12 protein-coding genes and 1 pseudogene are annotated in these 12,400 nt (G+C 66.5%); 4 read left to right on the top strand and 9 right to left on the bottom strand.

Annotated elements, in window-relative coordinates:
- Positions 1-109: 109 nt before the first annotated feature.
- Complete coding sequence (locus tag U5809_RS20315) at positions 110-994, top strand: LysR substrate-binding domain-containing protein (protein WP_322087866.1); 885 nt, start codon at positions 110-112, stop codon at positions 992-994.
- A gap of 21 nt (positions 995-1,015) precedes the next feature.
- Here the strand turns inward: U5809_RS20315 and dbpA are convergent, their stop codons facing one another.
- From dbpA to U5809_RS20290, 5 genes are all read right to left on the bottom strand, one after another.
- Positions 1,016-2,413 carry an ATP-dependent RNA helicase DbpA gene (gene dbpA, locus U5809_RS20310; protein WP_322087865.1) on the bottom strand — a complete coding sequence of 466 codons (1,398 nt, stop codon included), beginning with the start codon at positions 2,411-2,413 and terminating at the stop codon, positions 1,016-1,018.
- Positions 2,410-2,607, bottom strand: a complete 198-nt coding sequence (locus U5809_RS20305; protein WP_282508003.1) for a hypothetical protein — start codon at positions 2,605-2,607, stop codon at positions 2,410-2,412. The genes dbpA and U5809_RS20305 overlap by 4 nt, the downstream gene beginning before the upstream one ends.
- Before the next feature lie 266 nt (positions 2,608-2,873).
- Positions 2,874-4,517, bottom strand: coding sequence for a malate dehydrogenase (quinone) (gene mqo / locus U5809_RS20300; protein WP_415877954.1), 1,644 nt, complete (start codon positions 4,515-4,517; stop codon positions 2,874-2,876).
- Positions 4,518-5,057: 540 nt separating this feature from the next.
- Entirely contained in the window at positions 5,058-5,363 is a 306-nt protein-coding gene (locus U5809_RS20295) for a hypothetical protein (RefSeq protein WP_322087863.1), read from the bottom strand.
- Between the two features lie 77 nt (positions 5,364-5,440).
- Positions 5,441-5,929: an Lrp/AsnC family transcriptional regulator gene (locus tag U5809_RS20290; RefSeq protein WP_059237927.1), complete on the bottom strand. Its 489-nt coding sequence runs from the start codon at positions 5,927-5,929 to the stop codon at positions 5,441-5,443.
- A gap of 129 nt (positions 5,930-6,058) precedes the next feature.
- Between U5809_RS20290 and U5809_RS20285 the strand changes: the two genes are divergently transcribed.
- On the top strand, positions 6,059-7,096 hold the full coding sequence (locus U5809_RS20285) for a histone deacetylase family protein (protein ID WP_322087862.1): 1,038 nt from the start codon (positions 6,059-6,061) through the stop codon (positions 7,094-7,096).
- Positions 7,097-7,166: 70 nt separating this feature from the next.
- On the top strand, positions 7,167-8,309 hold the full coding sequence (locus U5809_RS20280) for a branched-chain amino acid ABC transporter substrate-binding protein (protein ID WP_322087861.1): 1,143 nt from the start codon (positions 7,167-7,169) through the stop codon (positions 8,307-8,309).
- A 110-nt stretch (positions 8,310-8,419) separates the two neighbouring features.
- On the opposite strand, the gene U5809_RS20275 is transcribed toward U5809_RS20280, so the two are convergent.
- The 4 genes from U5809_RS20275 to U5809_RS20260 all read right to left on the bottom strand — a co-directional run bounded on the left by U5809_RS20275 (position 8,420) and on the right by U5809_RS20260 (position 11,920).
- Positions 8,420-8,923: a fasciclin domain-containing protein gene (locus U5809_RS20275; protein WP_322087974.1), complete on the bottom strand. Its 504-nt coding sequence runs from the start codon at positions 8,921-8,923 to the stop codon at positions 8,420-8,422.
- A 208-nt stretch (positions 8,924-9,131) separates the two neighbouring features.
- Positions 9,132-9,854, bottom strand: a complete 723-nt coding sequence (locus U5809_RS20270; RefSeq protein ID WP_322087860.1) for an anti-sigma factor domain-containing protein — start codon at positions 9,852-9,854, stop codon at positions 9,132-9,134.
- Positions 9,851-10,507: a sigma-70 family RNA polymerase sigma factor gene (locus U5809_RS20265; protein ID WP_322087859.1), complete on the bottom strand. Its 657-nt coding sequence runs from the start codon at positions 10,505-10,507 to the stop codon at positions 9,851-9,853. Before U5809_RS20265 ends, U5809_RS20270 begins: the two co-directional genes overlap by 4 nt.
- A gap of 543 nt (positions 10,508-11,050) precedes the next feature.
- The gene (locus U5809_RS20260) at positions 11,051-11,920 is read right to left on the bottom strand and encodes a mechanosensitive ion channel family protein (protein WP_322087858.1); all 870 of its coding nucleotides are present in this window, start codon (positions 11,918-11,920) and stop codon (positions 11,051-11,053) included.
- Between the two features lie 109 nt (positions 11,921-12,029).
- Here U5809_RS20260 and U5809_RS20255 point away from each other — a divergent pair.
- Positions 12,030-12,311, top strand: a pseudogene (locus U5809_RS20255) (M23 family metallopeptidase); the annotation flags it as partial.
- Positions 12,312-12,400: the final 89 nt, after the last annotated feature.

The raw sequence follows: 12,400 nt of genomic DNA, 5'->3' as shown, positions 1-12,400 counted from the left end.
TGAAAGTGCGCTGCGGTGCAGCGTCTGATCGTCAGGATGCGCGCGCTTGATTTTTCAATCCAATAGATTAAATTTCGAGATTGATCGTTTTGAGTGATTAATCGACCCCATGGATCTTCGTCATTTGCGCTACTTCCTCGCGGTTGCCGAGGAAGGGCATTTCGGTCGCGCGGCGGAGCGGCTGCATATCGTGCAGCCCGCGTTGAGCCAGCAGATCCGCGCACTCGAGGAGGAACTGGGCACGCCGCTGTTCGAGCGCAGCACGCGCAAGGTCGCGCTGACGGATGCCGGCCGGCTGCTGGTGATCGAGGCGCAGCGCACGCTCGAGCAGGCCGAGCGCGCGAAGACGCTGGTCCAGCGCGCGGCGCGTGGCGAGACGGGCATCGTGCGGATCGGTTTCGTCGGAAATGCGGTCGCGACGGGGCGGCTGTCCCATGATCTGACCGAGTTTCATGCGACCTGGCCGGGCGTGGTGCTCGACCTGTACGAAATGGCGCCGGCCGCGCAGCAGGACGCGATTCTCGCGGGCCGGCTCGACATCGGCTATTGCCCGGCGTTCGGCGTGGCCTTCGGCGCGAAACTGGCCGTGCGGACGGTCGGCAGCTGGTCGTGGGAGGTCGTGATGAGCGATCGGCATCCGTTCGCGAAGCGGCGCTCGGTGAGCGTTGCCGCGCTCGCGGACGAACCGTTCATCCTGTATGCGGCCGACGGCGATGACGAAGGGCAACTGGCGATCCTGCGCCAGGTGCTCGGGCGTGAGCCGCGCATCGCACACCAGGTGAGCAGCACGCTGTCGGTGCTGGCGCTGACGGGTGCGGGCCTGGGCGTGTCGATCGTGCCGGCGCCGCTCAGCCGGATCGCGGCGCCGAACGTCGTTTACCGGAAACTGGCTGGCGATACACCGCGATCGGAACTCGTCGCGCTTAGCCGGATCGGCGCGGAATGGGGGGCGGTACAGCAGTACCTGGCGATGCTGGGCGAGCGCGCCGCGTAGACGTGGCGGCGCGCGCGGGGCTTACTCTTCGTCCATCAACCGGACCTTGACCCGCTTGCCCTTGATCTTCCCTGCATTGAGCTTGCGCAGCGCGTCGTGCGCGACGCCGCGCTCGATCGCGACATAGGTCGAGAACTCGGTCACGTTGATCTTGCCGATCTGCTTGCCGTCGAACCCGGCGTCGCCGGTCAGCGCGCCGAGCACGTCGCCCGGGCGGATCTTGTCCTTGCGCCCGCCGAGGATCTGCAGCGTTTCCATCGGCGGCAGCAGCGTGTCGTTGCCGGCCGGCGTCAGCTCGGCGAGCGGATGCCATTCGACTTCGCGCTTCTGCGCCTGTTCGATCCCGCCGACGCGGCCCATCTCGTCCATGCTCGCGAGGCTCAGCGCCCAGCCGTCCTGGTCCGCGCGTCCGGTGCGGCCGATGCGGTGCACGTGTACTTCGGGGTCGGGCGTCACGTCGACGTTGATCACGGCTTCGAGCTGCGCGATGTCGAGCCCGCGCGCGGCGACGTCGGTCGCCACCAGCACCGAGCAGCTGCGGTTCGCGAACTGGATCAGTACCTGGTCGCGTTCGCGCTGGTCCAGCTCGCCGTGCAGCGCGAGTGCGTGGAAGCCCTGCGCGTGCAGCACGTCGAGCAGGTCGCGGCACTGCTGCTTCGTGTTGCAGAACGCGATCGTGCTCACCGGCCGGAAGTGGTTCAGCAACTGGCCGACCGCGTGCAGCCGCTCATTCTCGGTCACTTCATAGAAGCGCTGGCGGATCTTGCTGTCGTCATGGCGCTCCTGGAGCTTGATTTCCTTCGGGTTGCGCAGGAACTGCTGGCTCAGCTTCGCGATGCCGTCCGGATAGGTCGCGGAGAACAGCAGCGTCTGGCGCGTCGTCGGGCACATCCGCGCGACCTTCGCGATGTCGTCGAAGAAGCCCATGTCGAGCATCCGGTCGGCTTCGTCGAGCACCAGCGTGCTCAGCGCGTCGAGCTTCAGGTTGCCGCGGTCGAGGTGATCCATGATGCGGCCCGGCGTGCCGACGACGATGTGCGCGCCGTGTTCGAGGCTCTGCGCCTGCGGGCGCATCGGCGTGCCGCCGCACAGCGTCAGCACCTTCACGTTCTCCTCGGCGCGCGCGAGGCGGCGCACTTCCTGCGCGACCTGGTCGGCGAGTTCGCGCGTCGGGCACAGGATCATCGCCTGCACGTCGAAGCGGCGCGTGTCGAGGCGCGCCAGCAGCGCGAGCGAGAACGCGGCGGTCTTGCCGCTGCCCGTCTTCGCCTGCGCGATCAGGTCCTGGCCGGCCAGCGCGATCGGCAGGCTCGCGGCCTGGATCGGCGTCATGTCGACATAGCCGAGCTGCGCGAGGTTGGCGAGCGCGGCGGGTGTCAGCGGCAGCGCGCTGAAGGGCGTGGCGGTCGGTTGCGTCATTCGAGGTCTCCGAGGTAAGGCTTGCCTTCCAGCTGTTCGTAGGCGACGTTGCCTTCATCGTCCTCGAAGCGCTCGAGGTAGTTGCGCGCGCCGCACAGCGGACAGCGGAACAGCAGCCCCTGGCCCTCGTCCTTGATGACGACGTCGGACGTTTCCCACTGCGTGCCGCAGCTCTGGTTTCGGCAAGTAAACACGGTCTTTCTCCAGCTGAATTCGGTTGATGGCGCGCCCGGGCGGGCGCGGCAACGGCGGGCGGCGCTCGCGCGGCTCGGGCGCGGGCCGCACCGGCCGTCGCTTGGATGGCGTCGATGCGGATGGTGGATCGGTGGCGACGGCGTCGCGCGTGCCCGCAATTCTAGCGGATGCGGGCGGGCGGCTGGGCGCCGCCGCCGGTACCCGCCAAGAAAAACGGCCGCCCCTGAGGGCGGCCGTGTCGTGCGGCGAAACGGCGTTCGCTGCGTTACAGCGCCATGTCGGCCGATGCCTTCGCCGGGCGGGCCGGCGCGTTGCCGGTCGGCTGCGACGGCACGCTGACGTCGATCTTCGGCGGCGGCGACAGTTGCAGCACGTCGCTCGTGTAGGTCCATTCCTCGACGACCTTCGCCGGGCTGTCGTTCAGCTTCGTGCCGTAGCTCGGCACGATCTGGCGGATCTTCTGCTGCCACTCGGGCGTCGCGACCTTGTCCTTGAACACCTTCTTCATCAGGTTCAGCATGATCGGCGCGGCCGTCGACGCGCCCGGCGATGCGCCGAGCAGGCCCGCGATGCTGCCGTCCTGCGAGCTGACGATCTCGGTGCCGAGCTTCAGCACGCCGCCCTTGACCGGGTCGCGCTTGATGATCTGCACGCGCTGGCCGGCCTGCCACAGGCGCCAGTCTTCCTTCTTCGCGTTCGGGAAGTATTCCTTCAGCGCGTTGAAGCGATCGTCGTCCGATAGCATCAGCTGGCCGGCGAGGTACTGGACCAGCGGGAATTCGTCGACGCCCACACGCATCATCGGCGCGACGTTGTGCAGGTTGGTGCTCTTGGCGAGGTCGAAGTACGAACCGTTCTTCAGGAACTTGGTCGAGAACGTCGCGAACGGCCCGAACAGGATGATCTTCTTGCCGTCGATGATCCGCGTGTCGAGGTGCGGCACCGACATCGGCGGCGAGCCGACCGACGCCTTGCCGTACGCCTTCGCGAGGTGCTGCTTCACGACGTCGGGGTTGTCGGTCACGAGGAACGAGCCGCCGACCGGGAACGCGCCGTAGTCCTTCGCTTCGGGGATGCCCGATGCCTGCAGCAGGTGCAGCGCACCGCCGCCCGCGCCGATGAACACGAACTTCGCGTCGACGGATTGCGGTGGTTCATCCGAGTGCAGCTTGACCCACGACACGTGCCACGTGCCGTCGGCATTGCGCGTGATCTCGCGCACTTCGCTCGACAGCGACAACGTGAAGTTCGGCTGCGTCTTCAGGTAGCCGACGAACTGGCGCGTGATCTCGCCGAAGTTCACGTCGGTGCCGATCGGCGTCCACGTCGCCGCGACCTTCTGGTTGCGGTCGCGGCCTTCCATCATCAGCGGCACCCACTGCTTGATCTGGTCGTAGTCTTCCGAATACTGCATCCCGCGGAACAGCGGGCTCGCCTGCAGCGCTTCATAGCGCTTCTTCAGGAAGCGGACGTTGTCGTCGCCCCATACGAAGCTCATGTGCGGCGTCGAGTTGATGAACGAATGCGGGTTCTTCAGCACGCCCTGCTTGACCTGCCATGCCCAGAACTGGCGCGAGATCTGGAACGACTCGTTGATCTCGATCGCCTTGGAGATGTCGATCTTGCCGTCCGCCTTCTCCGGCGTGTAGTTCAGTTCGGCGAGCGCCGAATGGCCGGTGCCGGCGTTGTTCCAGCCGTTCGAGCTTTCGAGCGCGACGCCGTCGAGGCGTTCGACCATCGTCATCGACCAGTCGGGCTGGAGCTCGTGCAGCCAGACGCCGAGCGTCGAGCTCATGATGCCGCCGCCCACCAGCAGGACGTCGACTTTCTTCGTATCGGCGGCGTGCGCGGACGATGTCGCGACGCACAGCGCGAGCGCCGACAGTATTACCCGTAACGTTTTGATCACAGCAGATCCCTTTTTCAACTTGGATGCATCGGTTTGCCATGCCGCCCGGCGTGCGTTTCCATTGCGCCGAAACACGGATCCGGAGATCCGGACCGCGAATCCGGAATTCCGGATCGGTGCTGTGCGCCGTTGCATTTGCGCACGCGAAGCCGTTCGGAAGGACACCTTCGGATCGGCCTCCCGCAGGCAGGCAAGCGCCTGCGTCGCGTGGGTGCGCAACGCGCCCGGGCCCTTGTGGCAAGCCTCGGCGGAAAGCGCTTCAGGATGCGTGGAAAGGAGCCGCGCGCGACGCGTTTTTGCGGGGGCGGGGTGGCAAGGGGCGCGTAATATAACCGAACTCGGACAACGTGTCGCAGACGCCGAATGTCCCTGTTTTCGTGGGGTTTTTTGAGTGTCCGGGTTTCCGGAATGGTGGTGCGCGGCGCGGGAAAACCGGCGGGAGTCAGCGCGGCGAAACGTGCACGGTGGGCACACCGCGCACCGCGCCGGTAGGTCATGGCGTCGCGGCGTTGCACCGCGACCCGTTCACATCAAATCACTTTACTTCGCTCCGCCGTTTCGGCAGAACTGCTCGTAGACCTGCGCCGAATTCGCGAAGCCATGCGCTTTCGCGAGTTCCCACGGACGCTCGCATTGCTGCGTGCGTTCGCACCATGCGTAGCCGGCCGAGCCGATGCAGCCGTGTGCATCGCGATCGCCGCCGACCATCGGCGGGGCCGCTTGCGCGGAGGTATCGGCCGGGGCCGGCGCATTGGCCGGTGCGGACGATTGCGCCGCACAGGCGCTCAACGCGAATGCACAAGCGATCGCGGCGGCGAACGACGCGGAGGGAAGGTAAGGTTTCATCGGGTAGCGCTCCATGGGATGACGAACGACAGCGGATGCCCGTGCGCGGGCGCATGAACTCGCGAACTCAAGAACGATCACGCGTCCGGCACCGGTACGCGCGACGAGAACTTCACCTCGCGCAACGCGAGGCTCGACTGGATCGACGACACGCCGGCCTGCTTTCTCAGCACGCGCTCGACGAATTCCGCATACGCATCGAGATCGGCCGCGACGACCTGCAGGATGTAGTCGGCCGCGCCGGTGATCTTGTGGCACGACGTGACCTCGTCGTGACGCCGCATCACCTCCTCGAAGTGATCCGAGTCCTGGTCCGAATGCATGTTGAACGTGACCTGCACGAACGCGAACACGTTCATGCCAAGCGCGCGCCGGTCGAGGTTCGCCTGGTAGCCGGTGATCACGTGCTCGTCCTCGAGCCGCTTGCGGCGGCGCCAGCACGGCGTGACGCTCAGCGACAGCTTCTCGCCGAGCGTCGCGTTCGACAGCGCGCCGTCTTCCTGCAGCAGGCGGAGCATCGCGCGGTCGACACCGTCCAGTTCAACTGAAGCGCGATTTTTGCTCATATCCGGTGTCCTGTAGACAGATTTCTCAAAATTGTACGAAACGAAGAGGTGGAAAGCAAAGTTATTGCCGGCTGGCGTCAATAAACTGTTGCCACCCCTTTCCCCTAGTCATCCCTGCAACGGTCAACCATGCTCACGGTCTACAGCAGCGATCACCACCTGCATCGCGGCGTCGAACTGAAGGACGGCGCGATCACCGAGTCGTTCGAAAACCCCCTTCGCGCCGAAACGGTGCTGGCGCAGGTCCGCGCGGCCGGCCTCGGCGACGTGATCGCGCCGCGTGCGTTCGACCGCGCGAGCTACGCGGGCGCGCACAGCCGGCGCTACGTCGACTTTCTTGCCGGCGCGTGGGACGAATGGACGGCGACCGGCCGCACCTGCCAGGCGCTGCCGCTCGTGTGGCCGGTGCGCGCGATGCCGGCCTCGGCCGCGCTGCCCGACTTCATCGACGGCAAGCTCGGCTTCTTCGCGATGGATGCCGGCGCGCCGATCAACGCCGGCACGTGGGACGCGGTCAGCGCGAGCGCGAACTCGGCGCTCACGGGCGCCGACCTGCTGTCGGGCGGCGGTGCGCGCGCGGCGTTCGCGCTGTGCCGCCCGCCCGGCCATCACGCGGGCCGCGAGTACATGGGCGGCTACTGCTACCTGAACAACGCGGCGATCGCGGCGCAGCACGGCATTGCAAGCGGTGCCGCGCGAGTTGCGGTGCTCGACGTCGATTTCCACCACGGCAACGGCACGCAGGACATTTTCTACGAGCGGCCGGACGTGCTGTTCGCGTCGCTGCACGGCGAGCCGGTGGTGTCGTATCCATACTTCTCCGGCTATGCGGACGAACGCGGCGCGGGGGCCGGTGAAGGCTTCAACCTGAACCTGCCGCTGCCGAAGGGCACGCTGTGGGACACCTACTCGGCGGCGCTCGGCCAGGCCACGGCCGCGATCGCGAAGCACGCGCCCGACCTGCTCGTCGTGTCGCTTGGTGTCGACACGTTCGAGCACGACCCCATCAGCCATTTCAAGCTGCGTTCGCCCGACTACCTGCGGATCGGCGAATCGCTCGCGCGCCTGAACCTGCCGACGCTGTTCGTGATGGAGGGCGGCTACATGGTCGACGAGATCGGCATCAACGCGGTGAACGTACTGCTGGGTTTCGAAGGGCGCGCGTGAGCGCGTCGCATGACCTTCAACGAACGACGTATCCGAACACGAACGAAGCGCGACAAGGAAGGAGACAACCATGAATCGATATCAGAAAACGACACTTGCCACAGCGGCCGCACTGACCAGTGTGCTGTCCGCATTGCCGGCGCACGCTGACGAGGTCGTGCGCATCGGCCACGTCGCACCGCTGACCGGCGCGATCGCGCACCTCGGCAAGGACAGCGAGAACGGCGCGCGCCTCGCGGTCGAGGAAATCAACGCGAAGGGGCTGACGATCGGCGGCAAGAAGGTCACGCTGCAGCTCGACGCTCAGGACGACGCGGGCGATCCGCGCACCGCGACGCAGGTCGCGCAGCGGCTCGTCGACGACAAGGTCGTCGGCGTCGTCGGCCATCACAACTCGGGCACGTCGATTCCGGCGTCGCGCGTGTATCGCGATGGCGGCGTCGTGCAGATTTCGCAGGCCGCGACCAACCCGACGTACACGCAGCAGGGCTTCAAGACGACCTATCGCGTCGTCGCGACCGATGCGCAGCAGGGTCCGGCGCTCGCGATGTATGCGGCGAAGAACATGGGCATCAGGACGGTCGCCGTGGTCGACGATTCGACCGCGTACGGCCAGGGCCTCGCGACCGAGTTCGAGAAGGCTGCGAAATCGGCCGGGATGAAGGTCGTGTCGCGCGACGCGACGAACGACAAGGCGATCGATTTCCGCGCGATCCTCACGAAGATCAAGGGCGAGAACCCTGACGCGATCATGTACGGTGGAATGGACGCGACGGGCGGCCCGCTCGCGAAGCAGGCGCGCCAGCTCGGCATGCGCGCCAAGATCCTCGCGGGCGACGGCGTGTGCTCGACCGACCTGCCGAAGCTAGCGGGCCCAGCGTCGGACAACGTCGTGTGCTCCGAGGCCGGCATCGCGCTCGAGAAGATGCCGGGCGGCGCGGCGTTCGCGAAACGCTATGAAGCGCGTTATCACCAGCCGATGCAGGTGTATGCGCCGTTCTCGTACGACGCGGTTTACATCATCGTCGACGCGATGAAGCGCGCGAATTCGACCGACCCGGCGAAGGTGCTGGCCGCGATGCCGGCCACCGACTATCGCGGCGTGATCGGCGAAACCAGCTTCACGCCGCAGGGCGACCTGAAGCACGGCGCGATCTCGGTGTTCACGTACAAGAGCGGAAAGAAGGCGCTGCTGGATATTGTGAAGATGTGACCGATGTGGCGCGACGCACGCGGGCGACCCGCATCGGGAACGGTACGGCAGGCGCGTGACGGATTCACGTCGTGTCGCGTCGCGTGCCGTTCCCGGCCTGCCGTCTGGCGTCAGGGCAACAGCACGGTGTCGACCACGTGGATGACGCCATTGGATTGCATGACGTCGCCGATCGTCACGTGCGCGACATTTCCCTTGTCGTCGGTGATGGCCCAGCCCCGTGCGTCCTTGCTGACTATCAGCGGATCGCCCTCGACCGTCTTCAGCGTCGCTTTGCCGCCGCCCTGGTCGACCGCCATCGCCAGATCGTGCGCGGTGATGCGTCCGGGGACGACGTGATAGGTCAGCACCTTGACCAGCGTTGCCTTGTTCTCCGGCTTCAGCAAGGTTTGCACCGTGCCGGACGGCAGCGCGGCGAATGCCTCGTTGGTCGGTGCGAAGACCGTGAACGGCCCCTTGCCCGACAGCGTATCGACGAGCCCGCCGGCCTTCACGGCCGCGACCAGCGTCGTGTGATCATTCGAGTTCACCGCGTTCTCGATGATGTTCTTCGACGGATACATGGCGGCGCCGCCGACCTCCACGGTTTTGTCGCCGGACATCGAATCTGCCATCGCGGCGGGCGCGGTGGCGCCTAGCGCGATCGCGAGGGCAAGCAGCGTGGCGGCCATGCTCGACTTGTTGCGGAATTCCATTTGCGTTCTCCCGAAAGATCGATGCTTCCGGCTGGAAGCAAACGGAGATACGCGTGGAACGGGGCGGCGGATGCATCCGTGACAGAGATACTTCGAGCCGCGACGGCGGCTCGCCCGGCAGACCCGCTCATGCGCCGCCGACGGCGCCCTTTGCCAGCACCGGCCCGGTCGGTTGCCCGGTCGGCGAACCGCCATGCGGTTCCAGCGACACGGCGAGTACCGCGCGAGCGTTCAGCGAGAAGAGCGCCGCGCGCGGCAACGGCACGACGGTCGGCCGGTCGGCGGCGATCAGGCCGAGGGACGCGGGCCGTCCATCCGGCGTAATCAGCCACAGTTCCGTCGAGCGATCGGCCGCGACCGGCGTATCGCTCGACGGCACGATCACCATGCGCGCGCGCTCGACGTCGACGGTCACGGTCCAACCGGCGCCGCCGCCGTTCCGTACGAGGCTTGCCACCTTGTACGCGTCCTGGCCGGGCCCGGCGGCGGTTTGCTCGCGGACGGGCAGAACGGCCAGCACGGCGAGCGCAAGCGCCGCGACGCTCGAACCGATACCGATCCAGCGCCACCCGCTCAGGTTGTTCCAGAAGCTGATGCGCGGCCGGGACGGCATGGCGAGCACGAATCCCAGGTCGGACTGGATGCGCTTCCAGACGTGCGGCGCGGGCTCGATCGCGACGATGTCGTCGTTCAGCGGCATCAGGTGGTTTTGCCAGCGCAGGACGCTCGCGGCCAGTTGCGGATCGAGTTGCATCGCCTGCTCGATTCGCCTGCGCTCCGTGCCGTCGAGTACGCCCAGCACGTATTCGGCACAACGGATGTCGTTCGGGCTGGAGAGTGGGGTATTCATCGTTCGAGGCATGCCTTGAGTTGGATCAAACTGCGCCGAATCCAGCTTTTCAGGGTGCCGAGCGGCACGCGCAGGTGTTCGGCCAGTTCCGCATAGGTCGCCCCCGCGAAGAACGCTTCGCGCACGACGCTACCCTGTGCGGCCGGCAGGTTTTCCAGACAGAACTCCAGCCGGCGCCTCGCCTCGCTGTGCTCGGCGACCGCGGCGGGCGACGGCTGCTCGTCGGCGGTCTCTTCCATCGTCGACTCGTCGACCGGGACTTCACGATGGCGCCGCAGCCGGTCGATCGCCCGGTTGCGCGCGATGGCCCCGAGCCAGGTGATCGCGCTGGCCAGCGCTGGATCGAACGTCGCCGCCCGGCGCCATACCGTGACATAGACGTCCTGCAGCACCTCCTCGGCTTCACCGCGATCTCGCAGGATCGTCAGGCATATGCCGAACAGCTTCGCGGAGGTCCGGCGGTAAAGGATGCCGAACGCGTCCTGATCGCCGGCGGCGACGTCGAGAAGGAACTGGTTCAGTTCCTCGCGGCGACGGCGCTCGGATTCGCCGGTCGGCCGACTGCCGTCGAACGCAGGGTTGCCTCTCGTGTGCACGGTGTCCCCAAGTCGGTTGTCTGAAGAATCCGGGGTGATATCTGATGCGTGAGCCATCGTATCCTGATCCCTTTCGCGTTGGGGCGGGCACGCGGCCACGATCTCGGGGCCCGCCGATTCAGCATTTACGTGCCTGGCGAGTATCCGGATGCGTGAATGGCGAAAAAAATATGCGAGCTCGCGGCTTGGCGTCGCGCTGCTTCCAGTGGACCAGAAGGATCTGGTCGCCGCGTCGGCAGAGGACGGTCGCGCGTGCGTTCATTTCGGTTTCCTGGTTGGATGCCGACGCGTCGAGGCAGCAGGCAAAAAAACGCCGCCCTCGAAGGGCGGCAGGGAGCGGAGAGGTTCGCTACAGGGTGCGGGAGGGGATGACCGTTTCGTCCGGCATGACCATTGTCGCGACGTGACATCGCGCAGTGAATCAGACGGGTCTGATTTGCAGGCGGACCGGGCAGGAAATCGGAGCGGAACCCATGTGTGCCGCGGCGTGGCGTTCGATGTCGCGGCCGTGCTGGCGTTGAAGGCCGGGCGCGTCCGCTGCCGGCCGGTTACTGTTTTCGGGCGCGCCGCGCGTGATGTGCGGCGCCACGCCCGGACGTCTTACGATGTATGCACGCGCGAGCCGCTACGTTGCGACTCCGCATCGTGCACGATATGCAGCTCGCGGGTGCGGATTGGCAACACGCAGTTCGCATCGGCGAGCGCTTTGCGTACTTGGCGCGCAAGGCGCCAGCGCATCGCCCAGAACTTGTCGGTGTGCGTCCAAACGCGCATGTTCGCGATGGCCGTGCTGTCGTCGAAGCGCATCACCATCACGTCCGGTGCGGGATCCTGCAGCACGTCGGGGTCGGCCACGGCCAGCGCCCGCAGCGCGTCGAGCGCGCGATCGATATCGTCGTGCACCGACACTTCCACTTCGAGATCGAGGCGGCGCGTCGGATTGCGCGTGTAGTTGCGCAGCGAGCTGCCCCACAGCGCACTGTTCGGCACGTACTCGCAGATGCCGTCCGGCTTCGTGAGCCGCGTCATGAAGAGCCCGACCTCGTCGACGGTGCCCGCGACGCCGGTGCCGCCGTCGATGTAATCGCCGACCTTGAACGGCCGCAGCAGCAGGAGCATGATGCCGGCCGCGATGTTCTGCATCGTGCCCTGCAGCGCAAGCCCGATCGCAAGACCGGCTGCGCCGAGCACCGCGATGAGGCTCGCGGTTTCGATGCCGAGCTGCGACAGCGCGCCGACGATCGCGACGATCCGGATGCCCCACACGGCGACGTCGCAGAGGATCGGCCGCAGCGTGTCGTCGACACGCTCCTTGTTCGCGAGCAGCCGGTTCAGCCAGTTGCCGATACGCTTCGACAGCCACCAGCCGGCGACGAGCAGCGCCAGTGCGGCGCACAGCCTGAGGGAAAGGGTGGACAGCGCGTTCCACAGGAACGTCCAGCGTTCCGGGTGCAGTTGATCGAGAAACATACGGGATTCCGGTTGGGTGACAGGTTGCGCGATACGCGGCGGTCCCGCCGCGTTCGGGCAGGCACGGGTTCGCGCGCAGGCAGCCTTCGACTGCAAACGTCATGCGATGGTTCGCACGAATGCATGCATGCGGGTCGTGCGCGGTCAGCGAGTCGGCGCCGTCGGTAGCACCGGGACGGCCACTGGCCCGCATCTGCACGTCGAGGTACGCAGGCATGCCCGCCTCGTGGATCCGATCGCGCTGGTGCAGACGGCCAAGATGGCGAAGCTGAAGGGCGAGCAGTGTGTCGCTTTCAACCGCGTGGCGCGAGAGGCGCGCACGCAGCTCGCTTCGGCCACGTGGACACAACCGGTTGCGATGTCGAAGCCTTCAGCGTCGCATGCGGGCTGATCGTTACCCGGACGCCGGTTTTCACGGCCGGCATTGCGTTATCGAGCACACTCGTTGTCTGTCGCTGCCGCGTTGCTATCCGGAATGCG

The organism is Burkholderia sp. BCC1999, from assembly GCF_905339975.1.
In the GTDB taxonomy this organism is placed as follows: Bacteria; Pseudomonadota; Gammaproteobacteria; order Burkholderiales; family Burkholderiaceae; genus Burkholderia.
This window is presented reverse-complemented; position numbering and strand designations above follow the sequence as displayed.

What these genes read in the sequence shown, in the direction of transcription:
- U5809_RS20290 (WP_059237927.1), bottom strand. Translation starts at nt 5,929, where the DNA reads ATGAGCAAAAATCGCGCTTCAGTTGAACTGGACGGTGTCGACCGCGCG.
- U5809_RS20265 (WP_322087859.1), bottom strand. Translation starts at nt 10,507, where the DNA reads ATGGCTCACGCATCAGATATCACCCCGGATTCTTCAGACAACCGACTT.
- U5809_RS20295 (WP_322087863.1), bottom strand. Translation starts at nt 5,363, where the DNA reads ATGAAACCTTACCTTCCCTCCGCGTCGTTCGCCGCCGCGATCGCTTGT.
- U5809_RS20280 (WP_322087861.1), top strand. Translation starts at nt 7,167, where the DNA reads ATGAATCGATATCAGAAAACGACACTTGCCACAGCGGCCGCACTGACC.
- U5809_RS20315 (WP_322087866.1), top strand. Translation starts at nt 110, where the DNA reads ATGGATCTTCGTCATTTGCGCTACTTCCTCGCGGTTGCCGAGGAAGGG.
- dbpA (WP_322087865.1), bottom strand. Translation starts at nt 2,413, where the DNA reads ATGACGCAACCGACCGCCACGCCCTTCAGCGCGCTGCCGCTGACACCC.
- U5809_RS20270 (WP_322087860.1), bottom strand. Translation starts at nt 9,854, where the DNA reads ATGAATACCCCACTCTCCAGCCCGAACGACATCCGTTGTGCCGAATAC.
- U5809_RS20285 (WP_322087862.1), top strand. Translation starts at nt 6,059, where the DNA reads ATGCTCACGGTCTACAGCAGCGATCACCACCTGCATCGCGGCGTCGAA.
- U5809_RS20275 (WP_322087974.1), bottom strand. Translation starts at nt 8,923, where the DNA reads ATGGCAGATTCGATGTCCGGCGACAAAACCGTGGAGGTCGGCGGCGCC.
- U5809_RS20260 (WP_322087858.1), bottom strand. Translation starts at nt 11,920, where the DNA reads ATGTTTCTCGATCAACTGCACCCGGAACGCTGGACGTTCCTGTGGAAC.